This window comes from Shinella sp. NM-101 (assembly GCF_021401195.1).
Classification (GTDB): Bacteria; Pseudomonadota; Alphaproteobacteria; order Rhizobiales; family Rhizobiaceae; genus Shinella.
In genome coordinates this window covers 119,076-139,985 of record NZ_JACBFT010000005.1, presented here as the reverse complement: position 1 = coordinate 139,985, position 20,910 = coordinate 119,076, and the positions used below count along the sequence as shown (strand labels likewise).

The following is a 20,910-nucleotide window of genomic DNA, read 5'->3' as shown; positions in this document are numbered from 1 at the left end:
CAGCCGCATTGCGATCGAGAAGCTCGGAAAAAGATGCTCGCGACTGAGATGGAGGGTGAGCATCCCACCGGCCTCGCCGCCATCCGCTTCCTGCTGACCGGCTCCTGTACGGGGGCTTGGATTGAAACGTGCCCGGCTGGCCGAGGATGCGGGTGCGATCCGCATTCCCGACCCCAGCGATGTGCGACCCGTATTATCATCGGGTTGGCGGCCGAGTTGCTTCTGGCCAAGTCCAGCCGATGATCAAGCGTGGCCCGTGCTCTCGGAGAATTTAAGAGGGTGAACTGCTCGTCCGTCAGGCGCGGAGGACCTGTCCTGCTCGGCTTGACGTCCTCCGGGCCTTCGCGTCGGAGCTTTTGCCGATGCTACATCCATGGCGGCCTCATCTTCGCTGCGGCGACTTGCGAACCAGCCGGTGGCAGGATCGCGTGACATAAGAACCGCTTCCGCTGCTTCGAGGGTCTCACTGCGCTGACCGCCGGATAGTTCGACCGCGTCACCATGAAGGACGATGCGCCACTTCCGGCTCCTGCATGCGTCGGGCTTTTCCGGTGGATTTTCAGGCCATGCAGGACCGCGAAAACGACATCGGAATGTAATTATCAATTATTGACACACTAATTACAAATGCTAACGTCGGGATGGCTCGCACGGCCGAGGCCGTGATCGCAGCAGCCACCGCACGCCATCAAAAAGGGGAATACGCACATGGCAAGCAATGGACTCCTTCGTCTCGCAGCCGGCACGATCCTGGTCGCCTGGTCCGGCCAGGCTCTCGCTCAGGGCACGGATCTGGAACTGAACAATCCCGGCACGCTGTCCGTCTGCGTTACCGATGCGAATGCGCCGATGTCGTCGGTCATCGATGGCGAAATGCAGGGTTACGAAGTGTCCTTCACGAAGGACATCGCCCGGCGGCTGGACCTGAAGGCGGAATACCGCATCTCCGTCTTCGAGGGCATCTTCGCGGCGGTCGCCAACCATGTCTGCGATATCTCGGCCGGCTCGCACTCCATCACGATCCCGCGCAAGGAGATCATCAATTTCTCCAGCCCGCATTTCGTCGGTTCCTACACGATCCTGACGCCCTCGGATTCGGGCATCAAGGACGAGGCAGGCCTTGCCGGCAAGCGTCTCGGCGTCATCGCCGCGAGCATCCAGGAAACCTATGCCAACGAGACCTACAAGGATACGCAGATCGTTCCGTTCCCGGATTCAGCCGCGCTCCTCATCTCGCTGCAGTCCGGCCAGGTCGACACGGCCTTCTTCGACGGCGGGCTGGCGGCGACCTATGTCGCGTCCTCGCAGCGTCCGCTCTCGGTCGTGGTCTCCATCCCCAACGACGACCAGCCGGCCGGCATCGGCGTGGCCAAGGATCGCCCGAACCTGCTGGCCGCCGTCAACAAGGCGATCGCCGACATGATCGAGGACGGCACCTACGCGAAGATCTACAAGGAATGGGTCGGGGAAAGCGTTCCCACGCTGCCCGGCCCGGACTTCATGCCGACCCGCTGATCCTCGCATTACGACGGCCACGCCCGCGCGGGGCCGTCGTACGATACGATGCCCGTTCCCGCAGGAGACCACATGTCAGGGATTCTCGATACATTCTTCAATCTCTCCTACATGTTGCAGGTGGTCCCCGATATCCTGCGCGTCGGCTACTACAACACCCTCACCATCTCCCTCTATTCGACGATCATCGGCATCATCATCGGCGCGCCCCTGTCGCTGATGGCGATCTCGCAGGTGACGGTCGTGCGCGTCGCCGCCAAGGTCTATATCGATATCTTCCGCGGCCTGCCTGCCATCGTCACGATCTTCATCGTCGGGCAGGGCCTGCCCTTCGCCGGTTTCCGGCCCTTCGGGCAGAATCCCTATCCCTACGGCATCATCGCGATCAGCATCGTCGCCAGCGCCTATATCGCGGAAATATTGCGCGCCGGCATCCAGAGCGTCGACAGGGGCCAGACGGAAGCGGCCCGCTCGCTCGGGCTCGACAAGCACCGCACGATGTACCGCGTGATCTTCCCGCAGGGCATCCGCCGGGTCATTCCCGCGCTGACCAACCAGTTCATCAACATCATCAAGGATTCGAGCCTGATCTTCGTGCTCGGCCTGATGGTGAGCGAGCGCGAGCTCTATCGCATCGGCCAAGACATTTCCCAGCGCACCGGCAACCTGTCGCCGCTGGTCGCCGTCGGTATCGCCTATCTCGTCATCACCGTCCCGATGACGCATCTGGTGAACTATCTTGACAAGGAAATGCGCAACGGCCGGCCCGTCCTGCCCGCGGCATTGCGCGCGTTCTTCGCCCGCAGGCGGCAGGCGGAGGCCGCCGCCCCCGCCGTCGAAAGCGCGGAAACGCCGGCTCTACCGGTATCACAGGCGGCGCGCCGGACTGCCGCTGCCGGCGAGGTGCTGGTGGAGGCGAAGGACCTGACGGTCGATTTCGGCCATTTCCGCGCCCTCGACCATGTCAGCTTCGAGATCAGGACCGGCGAGGTCGTGTGCGTGATCGGACCGTCCGGCTCGGGCAAGTCCACGCTGCTGCGCTGCATCAACGGGCTCCAGCCGGTGGATGGGGGCACGCTTGACATCTTCGGCCAGCCCTTCCCGACCAGGGAGGGACCGCTGAATGCCCTGCGCGCCGATGTCGGCATGGTGTTCCAGAGCTTCAACCTGTTCCCGCACATGTCGGCCCTCAGCAACGTCATGTTCGCACTGGAGCAGGTCCGCCATATCGACCACGAGCAGGCCCGGCAGATCGCCATCCGCGCGCTCCGCAGCGTGGGTCTCGGGGAGAAGCTGGATTCGCTGCCCGCCCGCCTGTCGGGCGGCCAGCAGCAGCGTGTCGCCATCGCCCGGTCGCTCGCCATGAGCCCGAGGATCATGCTCTTCGACGAGGCGACATCCGCGCTCGACCCGGAACTGGTCAAGGGCGTGCTGGAGATCATGGAAAGCCTCGCCCGCCGCCCCTCCGCGGATGGCAGCCCCATGACCATGGCGGTCGTCACGCACGAGATGGGCTTTGCCCGCCGCGTCGCCGACCGCGTCGTCTTCATGGACCAGGGCCGCATCATCGAGCAGGGCACGCCGTCGGAGATTTTCGACAATCCGAAGTCCGATCGCCTGAAACTGTTCCTCGATCAGATCCTCTGATCGCTCCCGCCGGAAAGAGAAAATGTCATCCAAACAACTGAAGCGTGTTGATGTCGCAATCGTCGGCGGAGGCATCATCGGATGCGCCATCGCCTGGTATCTGAGCGGCAGGGGCCTTTCCGTCGGCGTCTACGAGAAGGGGCGGATCGCGGGCGAGCAATCGGGCAAGAATTCCGGCTTCGTGCGCAAGCAGGGCCGCGACCGCCGCGAAATGCCGCTCATCAAGCGCAGCCTCGATCTGTGGAACCGCATCGACGCGGAGATCGGCGACGTCACCGGCTTCCGCGCCAGCGGCATCATCGCGCTCGCCTCCGACGAGGACAAGCTCGGCCGGATGCGCGACTGGCTGGAGATCGCGCGCGAATTCGACGTGGACAGCACGCTTGTCGCCTCGTCCGGCATCCGGTCCATCAATCCCGGCCTGCAGGCGTCGTTCCTCGGCGGCCTCTACACGCCGAGCGACGCCCGGGCCGAGCCCAGCCTCGCCGCCCCAGCCATCGCGCGGGCGCTGGCCCGCAAGGGCGCCGATGTCAGGGAAAACTGCCTGGTCGAGGGGCTGCTCATGCAGGCCGGCAAGGTGGCGGGGATCGTCACCGAGCAGGGCGAGGTGCGCGCGGAAACGGTCGTCGTCGCTGCGGGGCTATGGAGTGGTGTCTTCCTGCGCCGCTACGGAATTTCCGTTCCGCAGGTGGACCTGCGCGTTTCGGTGGGCCGCACCGCGCCGTTCGATCATGGAATCGCCCTGCCGACCATTTTCGACAAGGCGCTCGTGCGGCCGCGCCACGACGGAGGCCTCACCATCGCGCCCGGCCTGCAGGGGCCGCTCGATTATGACGCGGCGTTCCGCAGCCTGCGCTACGCGCCGCGCTATGTCCGCACGCTGTTTGCAAGCCGCGAGGGCACGCGCGTCAATATCGGCCGCCATTTCTGGGACGACGGCAGGATGGTGAGCGCCTATCTCTCCGGCGCGCCCGACCGCTACGAGGCCCTGCGCGTCCCGCAGGTTCCGGCCAATGACGGCGTGCTCGAAAGCAGCCGCGCGGCCGCGAAGGCCGCCTTCGGCATCACCGAGGACATGGCGCTTGTCGAGACATGGGCCTGTCGTATCGACATCACGCCGGATGGCGTGCCGGTTCTCGACCAGGTGAGTGATCGCGGCAATCTGGTGATCGCGACCGGCATGAGCGGCCACGGCTTCGGCATATCGCTGGGCGTGGGCGATACGCTCGCGGAGCTGATCGACACCGGCGCGACGACGATCCCGCTCGAGCCCTTCCGCCTGCAGCGGTTCCGCGAGCGCTTCTTCGCCGCCCCGCAAAACGTCCTGTGACGCTACCGATCTGGAGAAAGACATGAAACTTGACCATTTCGCCTGGTCCGCTCCCTCGCTTGACGATGCCGTCGACGCTGTGGAAGCCTGGAGCGGCGTCCGCGCCGCGCCCGGCGGCTCGCATCCGGGCATGGGAACGCGCAACGCGCTGCTGTCGCTGGCCGATGGCCTCTATCTCGCCATCGACGCGCCCGATCCCGACCAGCCGTTGATCGGCAACGGGGCACGCATGGCCGCCCAGCCCGGCTATCACCTGGACCTGTTCGTCGTGTCGACGGACGACATCCATGCGGCGAAGGCTGTTCTGGAGAACTTCGGCCTGTCCGCCGAAATCCGCGCCGGCAGCCGCCGGACGCTGCGCGGCGAGATGCTGGAATGGCGTTATCTCGCCGTCGAGCCGACGCGCTTCGGCATCGCATTGCCGCTCGTCTCGCAATGGGATACGCCCAATCACCCCTCCGCCGAAGCGCCGAAAGGGTGCAGCCTGGAGCGTTTCGTGGTCGCTCATCCGCTATGCGACGAGATCCGGCCCCTTTACGAGGCCCTCGGTCTCGATATTCCGGTCGTCCTGGCCGAGCGGTCGGAGCTGCGGGTGACGCTGCGCGGGCGGCACGGTGCTTTCGACCTGCCCTCTCACTCCGTCTGACGGGCACGCCCGGATTTCGATCAACCGCCGGAAAGATGAAAGCGCCTCGATGCCCGGACCCTATGTCGTGCCTGTCCACGGAGATGCCGAACTGCCGAGGGAGGTGGACGTCGTCGTGATCGGCGGCGGGATCATCGGTACGTCGACGGCGCTGGAGCTCGCGGATATGGGTCTGCGCGTGGCGCTCTGCGAGAAGGGCGCCATCGGGCACGAGCAGTCCAGCCGGAACTGGGGATGGGTGCGCATCTCGATGCGCGACCCGCGCGAGGTGCCGCTGATGGCCGAGGCGCTGCGGATCTGGGAGACGCTGGGCCAGCGCACCGGCCGGGACCTTGGATATCGCCGCGCCGGCATCGTCTTCACCTGCGCGAGCGAGGCGGAATGCGCAGCGAACGAGCGCTGGAGCCGCAATCTCGACGGCTATCCGTTCCGGTCCCGCCTGCTGAGCGCCGCCGGGCTGCGCGAGATGTTTCCCGGCTGGAACATGGCTCTCAAGGGCGGTCTTCATACAGCCATCGACGGAAGGGCGGAGCCGCAGAGAGCAGCGCCCGCCATCGCCGAAGCCGCGCGTGCAAGAGGCGCGGCGGTACTGAGCGAATGCGCCGTGCGCGGCATCGAAACCGCCGCCGGCGCCGTCAGCGGCGTCGTCACCGAGCGCGGGCCCATCGCCTGCAAGGCCGTGGTGCTGGCCGGCGGGGCGTGGTCGAACCTGTTTGCCGGCACGCTCGGCCTCCACCTGCCGCAGTTGAAGGTCCTCAATTCGGTGCTGCGCACCGAGCCGCTGGAGGGCGGGCCGGGGCCGGCGGTCTGGGGCGACGATTTCGCGCTACGCCGGCGCGAGGACGGCGGCTACACGGTCGCCTCCGGCCATGGCAACATCGTCGATATCGTGCCGAAGGCCTTTCGCTATGCGCTCGATTTCCTGCCCGCCTATCGCAAGGAGTGGCGCGCGCTGGCCTTCCGCTTCGGATGGCGCTTCCTCGACGAGGCGCGCATCCCCAATCGCTGGGCGCTGGACGAGCCGAGCCCCTTCGAATATTGCCGCGTGCTCGATCCGAAACCGTCCGTCAGGATGGTGGACACCGCGCTTGCCAGGCTGAAGGCGGCCTATCCGGTGTTCGAAAAGGCGAAGGTCGCGCAGCGCTGGGCGGGCTATATCGATGTCACGCCGGATGCTATCCCCGTCATATCCAGGGTCGACAGCCTTCCCGGCTTTCACATCGCCACGGGCTTTTCGGGCCACGGCTTCGGCATCGGGCCGGGCGCCGGCAGGCTGATGGCCGATATCGTCACCGGCCGCACGCCGATCGTCGATCCGCACGAGTTCCGCCTGTCCCGCTTCACGGACGGCTCGAAGATCGAATTGCTGACCGGGTTCTAGCCCTGCAGCGCCGGTTTCAGCGACCGGGCGCGGAAATGGGCGACATGCGCGCGGTTGCCGCAGGTCTTCACGTCGCAATAGGCCTTGGAGGAATTGCGCGTCGTATCGACGAAGACCTTGCTGCAGGTGATGGCCTTGCAGGTCTTGAGGCGGGCGGCTTCCTCATGCACGATCAGCGACATGATGGACATGGCGGCATTCGAGCGGGTGCGCCCGCCGAACGAGAAGTCCTCGTCGAAATAATGGATGTGCCAGCCGAAGCCGCCGTGGTTCTTGATGCGGGGCGAGAAGCGGATCTTTTCGAGAACCCTGTTGGAGAAATCCGCGAGGTCATCCGCCTGCATGGAAAAGATGATGCGGAACTCGTCGGCCAGCCGCAACAGGTCGTCGCGGTCGGTATCAGTGATCGCCGGCTTGTAGGTGATGCCGTAGCGGTCGATCAGGTCGCCTATCCAGGATTTGCTGAGTTTTTCCGGGGTTTCCCCCATATTGACGATCTCGGCGATCAGGGAAAGATCACGCACAACCTCGGCAGGGACCATCTTCCAGACTTTCAACATGCCTACGCGGATGAGAACCGACGTCACGGACATCGATCCGTAAACGGCGCCGACGCCGCGATTCGACCATAACAGATCGTCGTCCGAACATTAAGGGCATAAATATCCGGCCGCAAGACACGAGGTAAACGCCCGCCTCTTGCGTTCGATGCCGGCCGGGGGCCGGTTTTCCGTCGGCGGGCGCCCCGCCTATGGCTCTCCGTGCCGCGATGCCAGCCGGGAGAGAAGATCCGTATCGCCGAAGCCGCCGGACTTCGACAAGATGGTGACGCCATCCCAGCGTCCGCCCCGGATGCGCGAGACCGGAACACCGGTCGCCGCCTCGCCGATGCAGTCCAGAACCTCCGCCCCCGTTGCCTCAAGGACGACCGAAAGCGTATCGCCGCCGGTGACGAGGAGCGACGCTGCGTCCGCGGCGCCGAGATCGACGTCCGGCAGGTGCCGGCGTACCAGGGCATGCGTCTCGGCGGCGCTGGCGGCGGTGAAGGCCGGCGCGAGCAGCCGGGCGAGACCTTCGCCGCCCGGTCCTTCGGCAACCGTGCTGTCCGCGATTGCGCGCTCGACCTGCGTGCGCGTCACGGGATGGCGGGTGCCGACGATCACGCAGCGCAGCGGGGGGAACGGGGCCGGCACGCGTGCGCCCGCAAGGGCCGCGGCAAGCCCGCCCGTGCCGACCCACAACGTCCGCTCCGCCGCGGGTGCCAGCCGCAGGCGGGCCACATGCGCGCGCAACGTTTCCTGCCGCTCGGCGTCGATGATGGTGAGGACGGGGCCGAGTGGGCCAAGGGCCTGCCGGAAATCCGGCCCGACGGATACGGGCGCGCCCGCGCCGTCGACCCTGTATTGCCGGCCATCGCGGGTGATGCGTCCCATTTCGGGATAGGCGGGAGCGAAGACGCAGGCGGAAAAGCCGCCCGCTTCGAGCGCCGCCAGGGTTTCGGCGAAGGGATGGCCGCGCATCACGCTGTCGATCTTCTTGAACCAGAGGGTATCCGGGCTCTCCGCGCCGAAGGCGTGCACTGCGGCCGCGACGGCCGCCACCGCCTGCGCTTCCTCCATGTCGCGTGATTCCGTGCTGACGGCGACCCGCTCTCCCGCTGGCAGCGGCTGGCCGGGAACGGCGATCCGCACCGGGGCGTCCGCGTCCGCGAAGGCGCAGCCGCTGTCGAGCGCGCCGGTGAGATCATCGGCAATGAGCCGCAGTCGGCTCACGCCACGCCCCTCAGACCGGCCGGCGCGCTTTCGACGGTCTCGACCGGAACGCCGAGCGCGCGGATGACGGCGGCATGCTCGGGCGGCAGCTTGTCGTCGGTTATGACGAGATGGACGTCGACCAGCCGGCCGAAGGTGCAGAACGAGGTGCTGAAGAACTTGCCGCTGTCGGCGAGCAGCACGATGCGGTCGGCGGCGCGCAGGATAGTGCTCTTGATCTCCGCCAGCTCGATCGACGTGTCGGAAAGAGTCTCGCCGGTCAGCGCATGCGTGCCGATGAAGGCGATGTCGGCGCGCAGCCGCGACAGCGTCTGCATCGCGCCGGCCCCGAGCAGCGTCGAGGAGCCGGGCCGCACATAACCGCCCGTGACGGTCGTATGGATGGCGGCGTTGCCGGACAGCATCGAGCCGATGGCGAGATCGTTTGTGACGGCGGTGAAGGGTACGTTGCGCTCGCGCGCAGATGCGGCGGCGGCTGCCGTCGTGGTGCCGCTGTCGAAGATCACCGTCTGGCCGGGCTGGATCATGGCGGCGGCGCGGCGGCCGATGGCCTGCTTCTCGGCGCTGGCGATGGCCGAGGCGATCTCCGGCGAAGGCTCCAGCATCTTCAGAGCGGCGGGCTCCAGCAGCGCGCCGCCGTGCGTGCGCTGCAAGAGGCCGGTCTCGCACAGATATTCGACGTCGCGGCGCAGGGTGGAAAGCGAGATGGTGAGCGTCTCGGCCATGTCGCGCAGCGACGCCGCATGCTCGGTGCGCAGCAGCTCGATGATACGGGCACGTCGTTTGGCGGGCAGCATGCGGCGGGAATCCTCCTTGTTGCCGCGAGGGTAGGGAGTGATGCCCCGCTTCGTCAAGATATTCCAAAAAATTCCAGAAAGAATCCAAAAGATGTCAAATAGAGCTTGCCGGACTGAAAAAACTTGATAGCTTTTGGGTGCATATTGAGGGCGGAAGGGCATGATGCCGGTATCGGCGCACGCCAGATTCCGTCAGGGAGATCAAGGTGGAGGAGAGAGAATGAGATCGTTTCTCAAGTCGATGGCGGCTGGCCTGATGCTGGCGGCCGCAGCCATCGTCGCGCCGGCCCAGGCCGCGGACGAGCCGACAATCGGCGTGGTCGTGCCGACGCTGGACGCGCAGTTCTGGAATTCCTATGTCGACTTCATGAAGAAGGGTGCGGGCGAACTTGGCGTCGACCTCGTCGTGCTCAATGCCGACAACAAGCCCGACCAGATGATCAAGAGCCTGGAAGACCTGGTGGCGCAGGGCGTTGACGGCATCATCTTCACGCCCTACTGGGCGACGGCCGTGCCCGGCCTGACGCTCGCCGCGCAGAGCAACATCCCGGTCATCCTGACCGATACCTATGCCGATTTCGCGCCGCAGTCGGAGCAGTTCCCGAACTATATCGCCTTCATCGGCCCGAGCGACCGCGATGCCGGCAAGCAGATGGCCGAGGCGCTCTTCGCCGCGCTTGAGCCGGCTTCCGACGGCAAGAAATATATCGCCGTCGTCAACGGCACCGCCGGCACCTCGGTCGCCATCGATCGCCGGGCCGGCCTGCAGGATGCGCTCGATGCCCATCCGGAGGTCACGGTTGTCGGCGAGGTCGACGGCAATTTCGTGCGCGACACCTCGCAGACGGTGTTCGAAAGCCTCTGGCAGGGCAATCCCAACGTCCAGGGCGTCTGGGCCGCGAACGGCGGCACGGCGACGGGCGTCATGGCGGCCATCACCGGCGCGGGCAAGGTGCCCGGCAAGGACATCATCGTCGTCGGCATGGACCTCAACCCCGAGAATATCGATGCGGTGGAGGCTGGCCAGCTTCTCTTCGATATCGGCGGCCATTGGCTTCAGGGCGGCTTCGCGCTGGTGACGATGTACGACTTCCTGAACGATCACAAGGTTCCGGCCGATAAGGCGAACATCAAGCTCGAACTCCTGCCGCTGACGCAGGACCGCGTGGCACAGTTCAAGGCCGATTTCCCGGGCGGCGTTCCCGTCTACGACTTCAAGGCGCACTCGCAGACCTATAACAAGGATGCCGAGAGCGCCGTCTTCGAAATGAAGTACAGCAAGTAAAGCCTGCCGGGGAGGAGGGCGCCCGCCGCTCTCCTCCCGCTTCGGCCGGCCGGGAGGCTTCATGCTATCCGCCCGCGACATTTCCAAGAATTTCGGTGCTTCCAGGGCCCTGTCGGGCGTCTCCGTCGATTTCAGCCGCGGCGAGGTGGTCTCGCTCGTCGGCGAGAACGGTGCGGGAAAGTCGACCCTGCTCAAGGCGCTCGCCGCCGTCTTTCCCTGGGATACGGGAACCGTCACGCTGGAGGGCGCGCCCTATGCGCCCAGGAGCCTTGCCGAGGCGGAAGCCCGGGGCGTGGCGCTGGTCTTCCAGGAACTCAACGTCAACCGTTCGCTCACCGTCGCCGAGAATGTCATGCTCGGCCGGCTTCGCACCTACCGCCGCTTCGGCCTCGTCGACTGGAAACGCCTGAAAGCGGATGCGCAGGCGATCCTCGACCGGCTGGACTCCGGCATTTCCGTCTCGGCCGACATCGACAGCCTCGATCTCGGCCAGTTGAAGATAATCGAGGTGGCGCGCGCGCTCGCCGCGAATCCGCGCTTCGTCTTCTTCGACGAATCGACGGCCTTCCTCAACAACCGCGAGGCGCACCGGCTGCTGGCGGTAATCCGCAACCTGCGGGAACAGGACCACGGCGTCGCCTTCGTCTCCCATCACCTCAACGAGGTCTTCGACATTTCCGACCGGCTGGTGGTGCTGAAGGACGGCGCGCTCGTCGGCAGCTTCGATGCGGCCGGCATGGGCGAGGGCCGCCTGCACGAACTGATGGTCGGGCGCGAATTCGACGGCGGCATCTTCCCGCCCGCCTCCGCGCCGGCGCAAGGGGAGGTTCCCGCCGAGCTCGCCTTCGAGGAGGTCGTCACGCGCTCCGGCCTTGGCCCGGTCTCGCTTGCGGTGCCGGCCGGGCGGATCGTCGGCATCGGCGGCCTCAAGGGTTCGGGCGGCGATGCCATGCTGGCGGCGGTCATGGGCGCCGAGCCGGTCCTGTCGGGGACCATGCGCTTCGGCGGGCAGCCGTTCCGCCCGGGCGATCCGCGCGACGCCTGGCGGCAGGGCATCGCCTATGTGCCGGGCGACCGCACCGGCGAGGGCCTGATCCCGGAATTCCCCATCGAGGAGAACCTGACGATGGCGGTGCGCCCAAGGACGGCGGGCGGGCTTGTCGACCGGACCGCGGGACGCCGCGTGGCCGACGAGATGATCGCGCGGCTGCGCATCAAGACGGCGGCCCGCGATGCGGCGACCTCGTCGCTTTCCGGCGGCAACATGCAGAAGGTGGTGCTCGGCAAGTGCCTCGCCACCCGGCCGCGCATGCTGCTGCTCAACAATCCCACGCGCGGCGTGGATGTCGGCGCCAAGGCGGAGATCTACCGCCTCATGCGCGAGCTTACCGGCGAGGGCATGACGATCCTCATGGTGACGGAAGACCTCGCCGAGCTGATCGGCGTGGCCGACGAGATCGTTGTCACGCGCCGGGGGGCGATCTCGCATCGCTTCGCGCCCGGCGCAAGGCCCTCTGAGGAGGAGGTTGTAAAGTGGATGATGTAGCAAAAAACCCGGTCGTGGCATCCGCGGGCGCAAGGCGCCTGCCCGGCATCCGGGACCTGTTTCCCGTCCTGCTGCTTGCCGCGCTCTGCGTCATCTTCGCCCTCCTGTCCGACCGTTTCCTCACCGTCGGCAATGGCCTCATCGTGCTGCAGCAGAGCACGGTGCTGCTGGTGGCGGCGCTGGCGATGACCTTCGTCATCGTCAACGGCTCCATCGACCTGTCGGTCGGTTCCACCGTCGCGCTGAGCGCCCTTGCGGCTGCCGCCGCCTCGGGCAGCATGGGGGCCTTCGCCATCGTGCCGGCGGTGCTGGTGGGCTTTGCCTGCGGGCTCCTCAACGGCGCGCTCTTCGCCTATGGCAAGATCCCCTCCTTCATCGTCACGCTCGGAACGCTGGTGATCTATCGCGGCGTCGTGCTGCTCTATACGCGCGGCGCTCCGGTCTCGATCTCCGATCCCGGCTTCCTGCAGGTCTATGCGTCGCGCAGCTTCGGCCTTCCCCATTCCGTGCTGATCGCGCTTGCCGCGCTCGCCGTGGTGGCGGTCGTCTTCAACCATACGGTCTTCGGCCGCGAGGTGCGTGCCGTCGGCGGCGGCGAGCGGGTGGCGCTCCTGAGCGGCATTCCCGTCAACCGGGTGAAGCTCGGCGTCTTCGTCCTGTGCGGTACCCTTTGCGGCCTTGCCGGCCTGTTGCAGGCCGCGCGCACCATGGCCGCGACGGCGCAGCTCGCCCAGGGCCTGGAGCTCGACGTGATCGCGGCGGTGGTCGTCGGCGGCACGCCGCTCACCGGCGGCATCGGCCGTATCCGCGGCACGGTGCTGGGCGTGATGATCATCGCGATCCTGTCCAACGGCATGAACATGATCGGCATGGACCCCTACCTGCAGAACATCATCAAGGGCGCGGTGCTGATCGCCGCCGTCTTCCTGACGATCGACCGCTCGAAGATCCTGATAATCAAGTGAGAGACACAATGGACAGAAGAACCATAGCCGTCACGGTCGGTGACCCCGCCGGCATCGGCCCGGAGATATGCATCAAGGCGCTGGATGCCTTCGCCGGACGGCTGGAGCAGGGCGATCTGCGGTTGCTGCTGGTGGGCGACGCGGGCACGCTGCAGGAGACCGCCCGCCGCCTCGGCGCGACCGCGCCGCCGGTCATCTCCGTGGACGGGATCGCGGATGCCCCGCCGGCGGCGATCCTGCCCACGACGCCGCTTTCCCATCCCGTCGAGATCGGCCGCGTCAGCGCCGCCTGCGGCCAGCAGGCCTATGAGGCGGTGCGCATCGCCGTCGAGCAGGCGCTTGCCGGCACCGTCACCGCCATCGTCACCGCCCCGCTCAGCAAGGAGGCGCTGCATCTCGCCGGCCACGACTATGCCGGCCATACCGAGCTTCTCGCCGACCTCACCGGCGTCCGCGACAGCGTGATGATGCTGGCGCACGGCAATTTCCGGGTGACCCATGTCTCCACCCATTGCGCATTGGAGGACGTGCCGAAGAAGGCGACGCCGCAGCGCATCGGCCGGGTCATCGATCTCACGCATCAAACGTTGCGGGCGCTCGGCATCGCCGAGCCGCGCATCGCCGTTGCCGCGCTCAATCCCCATGCCGGCGAGGGCGGCATCTTCGGACGGCACGACATCGATATCACCGCGCCGCTGGTGGAGGAGTACCGGGCGCGTGGCCTGAAGGTGGAGGGGCCGGTGCCGGGCGACACGGTCTTCGTCAAGCTGCGCGCCGGCCAGTACGACGCCGTCGTCGCCATGTATCACGACCAGGGGCATATCCCGGTCAAGCTGCTCGGCTTCGGCGTCGACACGGCGACCGGCCAGTGGACGGCGCTGAGCGGCGTCAACGTCACGCTCGGCCTTCCGATCATCCGCACCTCGGTCGACCACGGCACGGCCTTCGACATCGCCGGCACGGGCAAGGCGCAGGCGAGCAGCCTGCTGGAGGCGATCGACTACGCGCTCGACCTTGCCCGCCCGGCCGCCCACCAAGCCGTCGCATGAGCGACACCAGTTCCAGGGAGAATGCAATGAGCGACAATCCGAAGACGATGCTGATCGACGGGCGCCGGGTCGAGGGCCGCGGCGATTCCCGCGAGGTCTTCAACCCGACCAACGGCAAGGTGCTCGCCGTGGTCGGCGAAGCGAGCCGGGAGCAGGCCCATGAGGCGCTGGCCGCCGCGCGCAAGGCCCAGCCCGCCTGGGCGGCGATGGCCCCGCTCGAAAGGGCGGCGATCATGCAGCGCATCGCCGCGCTGATCACCGAGAATGCCGAGGAACTGGCGCGCATCGTCGTCCAGGAGCAGGGCAAGCCCATCCTGGAGGCGCGCGGCGAGATCGGCGGCGCGGCCGGCTTCTTCTCCTACTATGCGGAATTCGCCCGCCGCATCCAGGGCGAGATCCTGCCCTCGGATGCGCGCGGCGAGCAAATCTGGATCCAGCGCGTGCCGGTCGGCGTCGTCGCGGCGATCATCCCGTGGAACTATCCGGCCGCGCTTGTCAGCCGCAAGGTCGCCCCGTCGATGATCGCGGGCAACACCATCGTCCTGAAGCCGCATGAGGAGACGCCGCTCTCGGCGCTCTATATGGCGGGCCTGTTCGAGAAGGCCGGCGTGCCGGCGGGCGTCGTCAACATCGTCACGGGCAGCGGCGCGGAGATCGGCGAGGCGCTGACCTCGCATCCCGATGTCAACCTCATCACCATGACCGGCAGCGTGCCGACCGGCAAGCGCATCATGGCGACGGCCTCGGCCAATCTCGTGCCCGTGTCGCTGGAACTCGGCGGCAAGGCTCCCTTCATCGTCATGGACGATGCCGATATCGACCTTGCCGTCCGCTCCGCCGTCACCTCGCGCTACATGAATTGCGGCCAGGTCTGCATCTGCAACGAGCGCACGCTGGTGCATCAACGCGTCTACGACCAGTTCGTGGAGAAGTTCGTCGCCGCGAGCCGCTCGCTGCGCCTCGGCGATCCGCTATCCGAGCAGACGGATCTCGGCCCGAAGGTTTCCGCGCGGGAGCTGGAGAAGGTCGAGCGCATCGTGGAAGAGGCGATCGGCGCGGGCGCCGAGGCCGTGCTGAAGGGTGGCCGCCCGGACACGCCGCCCGTTGCCGGCGGCTACTGGCTGACGCCGACGGTGCTGACCGGCGTGGAGCCGGCCATGCCGATCATGCGCGACGAGATCTTCGGCCCGGTCGTGCCGATCATGAAGGTCGCCGATTTCGAAGAGGCGCTGGCCGTCGCCAACGACAGCCGCTACGGCCTGTCGGCCTATCTCTTCACCAACGATTTCAGCAGGATCATGCGCGCCGTCAACGACGTGAATTTCGGCGAGGTCTATATCAACCGCGTCGGTCCGGAATCGCTGCAGGGCTTCCACAATGGCTACCGCAACAGCGGGCTGGGCGGCGACGACGGCGTCCACGGCCTCGAAGCCTTCCTGCGCAAGAAGACCGTCTACGCCAACTATTCCGGCACATCGCCCGTCGGCCTCATGCCGTATGGCGGGTAGTGTCAGGAGGGGTCCGCCGTCGGAAGGTTTCCTCCGCCTGGCAATTCACGGCGAACCCGGCCACGCTCGCTTCGTTTTGCGGGTCGATCAACATGAAGGCGATCCGCGCAAGGTCTCGGGTTTCGCCATGGATTCGGCATTGCAGCCCGAGGACGCGGGCCATGTCCGTTGCGACGACGCCGGGCAGATCACCGATGAAGGATGCCGTGGGTCTCCCTCATCGGCGATCTGATGTCTTCAATCCCGATTACCGTCTTCGGGATTTGGATGTCGGCATGCACAGATGTTCGTCAACCAGGTGAAGAATCTGGCGAGCCTGACGATCTCCTCACTCCGCCCTATCCCGTAGCCGTTCTGAAGATACAGGCGCTTTCCAAAGCAGGTGCGGAATATCGCCTGTGACATGAAGCAGATCGATCAGGCCTTCAGCCAGAAATACACCAAAGTCCCCATGTCCGCGTTGAACGGGTAAGTCTTGGTGTGCGTGCGATCGTACTATCAGAACATGGTTGACGGTTTGCAGGACGTCATGCGTGTCCATGCCACCGCGGTCGGCAATATCGATACTAACCGACCGAGATGTCGCGGCTTGTAGGCGCAAGCAGAGGGCTCAGACGACACAGACCAGCAATCGGACCCTCGCGCTTCAGGGCCAGCCGCTCGTCGTTGTTGCCGCCAATGGCAGCATGCAGACGACACTCGCGGCCGAAGAGGGCCGCGAGTGTCCCGAGCAAGTAGATCCATACCCTCGTCTATGTCGAAGCCGTAAATTGGTAACCCGTGTGTAACCGCGACCTTTCCAGCCGCTCTCGCTCCTCGTGATTTCAACCACGCCGGAAAACACAAAAGCCCCGGCGAACCGAGGCTTCGAAAACTTTGGAGAGAATGGAGCGGGTGAAGCGATTCGAACGCTCGACCCCAACCTTGGCAAGGTTGTGCTCTACCCCTGAGCTACACCCGCTCATCGTCGACGGCCTGGGGTAGTCGGTGGCCGAAGGTCGCTACGTTGCGGCGACGGGCGCTATATGGCCCAAGCCATTTTCAAATGCAACAGGGAAATGTCGGATTTTGCCGAAAAAATTGCGGCGTCTTCCAAAGCGCCGGTTTCTCAGGAGGTTGCGCCGGGGCGGGCGAAGCCCTATCAGCGGACGGTGCAATTCTTGGTGGGAACGCGACATGACCGATATGCAGCCGAAGACGGACAAGGACCTCTTTCAGTTTCTCGACGGACTGGGCATCGCCCATGCGACGAAGGAGCATGCGCCCGTCTTCACCGTCGCCGAATCGGTGGCGCTGCGCGACGAGATTCCGGGCGGCCACACGAAGAACCTCTTCGTCAAGGACAAGAAGGACAACTACTTCCTGATGACGGTCGAGGAACATGCGACGGTGGACCTGAAGACCGTTCATTCCGTGATCGGCGCGGCAAGCCGCGTGTCCTTCGGCAGGCCGGAAAAGCTGATGGAATATCTCGGCGTCATCCCCGGCGCCGTCACGGCCTTCGGCGTGTTCAACGACACGGGGAAGAACGTGAAGATCATCATCGACGAAGACCTGATGGCCTACGATACGCTCAACTGCCATCCGCTGCGCAACGATGCGACGACCTCCATCGGCTCGAAGGACCTGCTGCGCTTCATCGAGGCGACGGGACACGAGCCGCTTGTCTTGAAAGTCACGGCCTGACATACGATTTTGTGCGCAGACAGACGTTGACGGCGCTTTGCGCCACAGGAGAGACCCATGAGTGCAAGCGACAACCCCTATGCATCGTCCTATGGCGGACAGATGAACGTTTCGGCGAGCTATGGCGGGGCGGCACCGGCGGATGACCTGGTCAAGGACACGACCACGGCGAATTTCTCGCGCGACGTGCTCGAGGCCTCGCGTCAGCAGCCGGTCCTCGTCGATTTCTGGGCGCCGTGGTGCGGCCCCTGCAAGCAGCTCCAGCCGATCATCGAGAAGGTCGTGCGCGAGGGGGCGGGTCGCGTCAAGCTGGTCAAGCTGAACATCGACGACCATCCCTCCATTCCCGGCCAGCTCGGCATCCAGTCCATTCCCGCCGTCATCGCCTTCGTCGCCGGCCGGCCGGTGGACGGCTTCATGGGGGCCGTGCCGGAAAGCCAGGTCCGCGCGTTCATCGACAAGGTCGCCGGCCCCGCCGACGTGGATGAGAAGGCCGAGATGGAGGCGCTGCTTTCCGAGGCGAGGACGCGGTTCGACGCGGGCGATCTTGCCGGCGCCGCCGATCTCTACGGCGCCCTGCTGCAGGCCGATCCGGAGAACGCCGCGGCGCTTGCCGGCATCGCCGAATGCATGATCGCCGTCGGACAGCCGGAAAACGCCCGGCAGGCGCTCGCCAACCTGCCGGAAGCCGTCGCTGCCGATCCGGCCATCGCCGCGGTCGCCAAAAAGCTCGACCAGATCGAGGAGGCGCGCAAGCTCGGCGATCCCTCTGCGCTGGAACACACGCTGGCGCTCAATCCGGACGACCACGCCGCGCGGCTGAACCTTGCGAAGATCCGCAACGTGGAGGGCGACCGCCAGGCGGCGGCCGACCATCTTCTCCATATCATGAAGCACGACCGCGCCTTCGAGAACGACGGCGCGCGCCGCGAGCTGCTGCAGTTCTTCGAGGTCTGGGGCCCCAAGGATCCGGCGACGATCGCCGCCCGCCGCAAGCTGTCGTCGATCCTGTTTTCCTGAGCTTTTTTCCGGCCGGCGAAGCGGTGTCCCTTGAGAAACGCCGCGCCTACCCCACATTCGGGGAAGGCGCGATGGTGAGGGGCAAAGGATGTTGCGCGGCGCCGCGAAATGGGAAGGCAATGCCATGCAGGTGGGAAATGCGCGTTATCTGAAGCCGGCGGACCTGCCCGAGGCCATCCCCGTCTTTCCGCTGACGGGTGCATTGCTCCTGCCCGGCGGCCAGCTCCCGCTCAACATCTTCGAGCCGCGCTATCTCGCCATGTTCGACGACGCGCTCGCCTCGCACCGGCTGATCGGCATGGTGCAGCCCGTCTTCGGCGAGCACCGCGTGGACGAGACGGCAGGCGACACGCCGTCGCTCTGCCAGGTCGGCTGCCTCGGCCGTATCACCTCCTTCGCCGAGACCGGCGACGGGCGCTACATCGTCTCGCTCACCGGCATCTGCCGCTACCGGCTGCTGGAGGAGGTGCGCGGCGGCAAGTCCTATCGCAGCTTCCGCATCGCGCCCTTCATCACGGACCTCTCGGTCAGCGACGACGAGCAGAGCGTTGACCGCGAGGCGCTGCTCGCCGCCTTCCGGGCCTATCTGGAGGCCAACAAGCTGGAAGCGGACTGGGAGAGTGTCGAGCGCGCCAGCAACATGACGCTCGTCAATTCCATGGCGATGATTTCGCCCTACGGGCCGGCGGAAAAGCAGGCGCTGCTGGAGGCGCCCGATCTCAAGACGCGGGCGGAAACGCTGATCGCGATCACCGAAATCGTGCTGGCGCGCAGTTACGGCGATGTCGACACGCGGCTGCAATAGGACCTGCCAATGGATGCCAGCACCAGCCGCGTCGATCCGAAGCTGCTCGAACTCCTCGTCTGCCCGCTGACCAAGGGGCGGCTGACCTATGACGCGAAGGCCGGCGAACTGGTGTCCGAGAAGGCGAAGCTCGCCTACCCGATCCGCGACGGGATTCCGATCATGCTGATCTCGGAGGCGCGGGAGATCAAGGACTGAGGCGAGGGACACTCTCGCCATACACTCACAAACCTCTCCTTCGTCATGGTCGGGCTTGACCCGACCATCCACTCTCCGAGTGCCGCGTGGCTGTCCGCGGATCGAGGATATCGACCGCTTCCTTGCCGATGTCGCAGCCGACGAAGGTCTGGTGTATCGTCATGGGGCCTGCTCCTGTGTGCGAGGCCTGTGGCGACAGCCTCATGCAACTGTTCAGGTTGATGTGCGAAGCGGGAAGGGACCAGGCCACGCTGCGGCCTTCCGTCACCAACGGCGGCCGGGATCCTCTCGGCCGCGTCCCGCAACCATCCGACAACAGAGCGAACACATAGGATGATCCTCGGGTCGAGCCCGAGGATGACGTCGGTGGGTGGGGCGCCGGTGCGGGCACGGCGCAAGACCGGGCGCGCCGTCCTTTTTAGAGGGCAGGCCTCCTGCGGCTGGCGCCTCTCAGATCGGCTGGCCCACCAGCATGCGCGGATGGCCGCCGCCGGAGGTGCCCTCGGCCTGGCGGATGAAGAAGGATTTGAGGCCCGGCAGGCGGTCGACGACGCCGAGGCCGAGGTCGCGCAGCACGCGCAGCGGCGTGACGTCGTTGGAGAAGAGGCGGTTCAGCACGTCGGTGGTCATGCCCATCCGCACCGTGTCGAAGCGGCGCCAGGTCTCGTAGCGCTCCAGCACCGAGACGGCGCCGATGTCGAGGCCGAGGCGGTCTGCTTCCACGATGGTTTCGGCCAGCGCCGCGACGTCCTTGAAGCCGAGATTGAGGCCCTGGCCGGAAATCGGATGGATGCCGTGCGCGGCATCGCCCGCAAGGGCAAAGCGCGGGGCGACGAAGGCGCGGGCGAGCGTCAGGCCGAGCGGGAAGGCGCGGCGACCGTCGACCACCTTCAGCGCGCCCAGCTTGTGGCCGAAGCGGCGTTCCAGCTCCTCCTCGAAGACGAGGTCGTCGCTCGCAACGAGGCGGCGGGCGTCTTCCGTGCGCTCGGTCCAGACCAGCGAGGAGCGGTTGCCGGTGAGCGGCAGCGTGGCGAAGGGGCCGGCGGGCAGGAAGTGCTCCTCCGCCGTGCCCTCGTGCGGGCGCTCGTGCTGGACGGTGGTGACGATGCCGGACTGGCCGTAGTCGAAGCGCACCGTCTTGATGCCGGCCATGTCGCGCAGCTTCGAGCGGACGCCGTCGCAGGCGACAAGGAGGCGCGTGTGGCGCTCCGTGCCGTCGGAAAGGCTGACGGCGGTGGAATGCTGGCCGGTGGCGAAGCCTTCCACGGCGGTCGACCAGCGGATCGTCACGCCAAGGGCTTCCGCCTGCTGGAGGAGGGCGCCGGTGATGGCGCGGTTCGGCACCATATGGGCGAAGGGCTGGCCGTCGTCGCCGGAGCCCGCGCCCTCGAAGGTGAGGAAGACGGGGCGGACGGGATCGGCCGTGCGCGAATCGGTGATGACCATGCGGCGGATCGGCTCGGCCTCGGGCTCGATCCCGTCCCAGATGCCGAGCACGTCGAGGAGGTTGCGCGCGGCGGCGACGATGGCGAAGGCGCGCTCGTCCTTGCGCCAGGCATGATCCGGCGCGCCGTCCACCACCTGGACGGCGAGGTGCGGCGCGGCCTTCTTGACGGCGACGGCCAGCGACAGGCCGACATAGCCGCCGCCGGCGACGAGCACATCGAGCATCTGGGCTTCGGTCATGGGGCCTCCTCGGCGCTTGAGGTCTTCGTTCCCCCTATATAGAGGAGGAGGAACCGCTTTCCTACCTCGGGTCC

General features: G+C 66.3%; 18 protein-coding genes and 1 tRNA gene. 14 read left to right on the top strand and 5 right to left on the bottom strand.

Going from position 1 to position 20,910, the window contains the following annotated elements:
• Positions 1-708 precede the first annotated feature (708 nt).
• From L0976_RS12110 to L0976_RS12085, 5 genes are all read left to right on the top strand, one after another.
• Entirely contained in the window at positions 709-1,515 is an 807-nt protein-coding gene (locus L0976_RS12110) for an ABC transporter substrate-binding protein (protein ID WP_203316827.1), read from the top strand.
• Positions 1,516-1,587: 72 nt separating this feature from the next.
• Positions 1,588-3,162, top strand: coding sequence for an amino acid ABC transporter permease/ATP-binding protein (locus L0976_RS28700; RefSeq protein ID WP_304951717.1), 1,575 nt, complete (start codon positions 1,588-1,590; stop codon positions 3,160-3,162).
• Positions 3,163-3,184: 22 nt separating this feature from the next.
• Entirely contained in the window at positions 3,185-4,492 is a 1,308-nt protein-coding gene (locus tag L0976_RS12095; RefSeq protein WP_234187528.1) for an FAD-binding oxidoreductase, read from the top strand.
• A gap of 22 nt (positions 4,493-4,514) precedes the next feature.
• Positions 4,515-5,138, top strand: a complete 624-nt coding sequence (locus tag L0976_RS12090; RefSeq protein WP_234187526.1) for a VOC family protein — start codon at positions 4,515-4,517, stop codon at positions 5,136-5,138.
• A gap of 49 nt (positions 5,139-5,187) precedes the next feature.
• Positions 5,188-6,519 (top strand): FAD-binding oxidoreductase, encoded by a 1,332-nt coding sequence (locus L0976_RS12085; protein WP_234187525.1) that lies wholly within the window; start codon positions 5,188-5,190, stop codon positions 6,517-6,519.
• On the opposite strand, the gene L0976_RS28770 is transcribed toward L0976_RS12085, so the two are convergent.
• The 3 genes from L0976_RS28770 to L0976_RS12070 all read right to left on the bottom strand — a co-directional run bounded on the left by L0976_RS28770 (position 6,516) and on the right by L0976_RS12070 (position 9,088).
• A complete protein-coding gene (locus L0976_RS28770) occupies positions 6,516-7,106 on the bottom strand; it encodes a CGNR zinc finger domain-containing protein (RefSeq protein WP_234187524.1) in 591 nt (196 codons plus the stop codon). The two genes, L0976_RS12085 and L0976_RS28770, sit on opposite strands and share 4 nt — an antisense overlap.
• Positions 7,107-7,268: 162 nt before the next feature.
• A complete protein-coding gene (locus L0976_RS12075) occupies positions 7,269-8,291 on the bottom strand; it encodes a four-carbon acid sugar kinase family protein (protein WP_234187523.1) in 1,023 nt (340 codons plus the stop codon).
• Positions 8,288-9,088 carry a DeoR/GlpR family DNA-binding transcription regulator gene (locus tag L0976_RS12070; RefSeq protein WP_234187521.1) on the bottom strand — a complete coding sequence of 267 codons (801 nt, stop codon included), beginning with the start codon at positions 9,086-9,088 and terminating at the stop codon, positions 8,288-8,290. The genes L0976_RS12075 and L0976_RS12070 overlap by 4 nt, the downstream gene beginning before the upstream one ends.
• 220 nt (positions 9,089-9,308) lie before the next feature.
• Between L0976_RS12070 and L0976_RS12065 the strand changes: the two genes are divergently transcribed.
• From L0976_RS12065 to aldA, 5 genes are all read left to right on the top strand, one after another.
• Complete coding sequence (locus tag L0976_RS12065) at positions 9,309-10,373, top strand: ABC transporter substrate-binding protein (protein ID WP_234187520.1); 1,065 nt, start codon at positions 9,309-9,311, stop codon at positions 10,371-10,373.
• A gap of 61 nt (positions 10,374-10,434) precedes the next feature.
• Positions 10,435-11,919 carry a sugar ABC transporter ATP-binding protein gene (locus tag L0976_RS12060; protein WP_234187519.1) on the top strand — a complete coding sequence of 495 codons (1,485 nt, stop codon included), beginning with the start codon at positions 10,435-10,437 and terminating at the stop codon, positions 11,917-11,919.
• Entirely contained in the window at positions 11,907-12,884 is a 978-nt protein-coding gene (locus L0976_RS12055; RefSeq protein ID WP_234187518.1) for an ABC transporter permease, read from the top strand. Before L0976_RS12060 ends, L0976_RS12055 begins: the two co-directional genes overlap by 13 nt.
• An 8-nt stretch (positions 12,885-12,892) precedes the next feature.
• Entirely contained in the window at positions 12,893-13,933 is a 1,041-nt protein-coding gene (gene pdxA, locus L0976_RS12050; protein WP_234187517.1) for a 4-hydroxythreonine-4-phosphate dehydrogenase PdxA, read from the top strand.
• Between the two features lie 26 nt (positions 13,934-13,959).
• Positions 13,960-15,441, top strand: coding sequence for an aldehyde dehydrogenase (gene aldA, locus L0976_RS12045; RefSeq protein WP_234187515.1), 1,482 nt, complete (start codon positions 13,960-13,962; stop codon positions 15,439-15,441).
• Between the two features lie 886 nt (positions 15,442-16,327).
• Here the strand turns inward: aldA and L0976_RS12040 are convergent.
• Positions 16,328-16,402: transfer RNA gene (locus L0976_RS12040), tRNA-Gly, on the bottom strand.
• Positions 16,403-16,617: 215 nt separating this feature from the next.
• On the opposite strand from L0976_RS12040, the gene L0976_RS12035 reads away from it, so the two are divergent.
• The 4 genes from L0976_RS12035 to L0976_RS12020 all read left to right on the top strand — a co-directional run bounded on the left by L0976_RS12035 (position 16,618) and on the right by L0976_RS12020 (position 19,150).
• Positions 16,618-17,127, top strand: a complete 510-nt coding sequence (locus L0976_RS12035) for a prolyl-tRNA synthetase associated domain-containing protein (RefSeq protein ID WP_203316814.1) — start codon at positions 16,618-16,620, stop codon at positions 17,125-17,127.
• A gap of 57 nt (positions 17,128-17,184) precedes the next feature.
• Positions 17,185-18,147: a thioredoxin gene (trxA, locus tag L0976_RS12030; protein WP_234187513.1), complete on the top strand. Its 963-nt coding sequence runs from the start codon at positions 17,185-17,187 to the stop codon at positions 18,145-18,147.
• A gap of 124 nt (positions 18,148-18,271) precedes the next feature.
• Complete coding sequence (locus L0976_RS12025; protein WP_234187511.1) at positions 18,272-18,952, top strand: LON peptidase substrate-binding domain-containing protein; 681 nt, start codon at positions 18,272-18,274, stop codon at positions 18,950-18,952.
• Positions 18,953-18,961: 9 nt separating this feature from the next.
• Complete coding sequence (locus L0976_RS12020; protein ID WP_203316812.1) at positions 18,962-19,150, top strand: Trm112 family protein; 189 nt, start codon at positions 18,962-18,964, stop codon at positions 19,148-19,150.
• A gap of 450 nt (positions 19,151-19,600) precedes the next feature.
• Here L0976_RS12020 and L0976_RS12015 read toward each other — a convergent pair whose 3' ends face one another.
• Positions 19,601-20,821, bottom strand: coding sequence for a ubiquinone biosynthesis hydroxylase (locus tag L0976_RS12015; protein WP_234187731.1), 1,221 nt, complete (start codon positions 20,819-20,821; stop codon positions 19,601-19,603).
• Between the last annotated feature and the right edge of the window lie 89 nt (positions 20,822-20,910).

Bases quoted from the DNA above. Each gene is read 5' to 3' on its own strand.
- L0976_RS12110 (WP_203316827.1), top strand. From the start codon at position 709: ATGGCAAGCAATGGACTCCTTCGTCTCGCAGCCGGCACGATCCTGGTC.
- L0976_RS28700 (WP_304951717.1), top strand. From the start codon at position 1,588: ATGTCAGGGATTCTCGATACATTCTTCAATCTCTCCTACATGTTGCAG.
- L0976_RS12095 (WP_234187528.1), top strand. From the start codon at position 3,185: ATGTCATCCAAACAACTGAAGCGTGTTGATGTCGCAATCGTCGGCGGA.
- L0976_RS12090 (WP_234187526.1), top strand. From the start codon at position 4,515: ATGAAACTTGACCATTTCGCCTGGTCCGCTCCCTCGCTTGACGATGCC.
- L0976_RS12085 (WP_234187525.1), top strand. From the start codon at position 5,188: ATGCCCGGACCCTATGTCGTGCCTGTCCACGGAGATGCCGAACTGCCG.
- L0976_RS12070 (WP_234187521.1), bottom strand. From the start codon at position 9,088: ATGCTGCCCGCCAAACGACGTGCCCGTATCATCGAGCTGCTGCGCACC.
- L0976_RS12065 (WP_234187520.1), top strand. From the start codon at position 9,309: ATGAGATCGTTTCTCAAGTCGATGGCGGCTGGCCTGATGCTGGCGGCC.
- L0976_RS12060 (WP_234187519.1), top strand. From the start codon at position 10,435: ATGCTATCCGCCCGCGACATTTCCAAGAATTTCGGTGCTTCCAGGGCC.
- pdxA (WP_234187517.1), top strand. From the start codon at position 12,893: ATGGACAGAAGAACCATAGCCGTCACGGTCGGTGACCCCGCCGGCATC.
- aldA (WP_234187515.1), top strand. From the start codon at position 13,960: ATGAGCGACAATCCGAAGACGATGCTGATCGACGGGCGCCGGGTCGAG.
- L0976_RS12035 (WP_203316814.1), top strand. From the start codon at position 16,618: ATGACCGATATGCAGCCGAAGACGGACAAGGACCTCTTTCAGTTTCTC.
- trxA (WP_234187513.1), top strand. From the start codon at position 17,185: ATGAGTGCAAGCGACAACCCCTATGCATCGTCCTATGGCGGACAGATG.
- L0976_RS12025 (WP_234187511.1), top strand. From the start codon at position 18,272: ATGCAGGTGGGAAATGCGCGTTATCTGAAGCCGGCGGACCTGCCCGAG.
- L0976_RS12020 (WP_203316812.1), top strand. From the start codon at position 18,962: ATGGATGCCAGCACCAGCCGCGTCGATCCGAAGCTGCTCGAACTCCTC.
- L0976_RS12015 (WP_234187731.1), bottom strand. From the start codon at position 20,821: ATGCTCGATGTGCTCGTCGCCGGCGGCGGCTATGTCGGCCTGTCGCTG.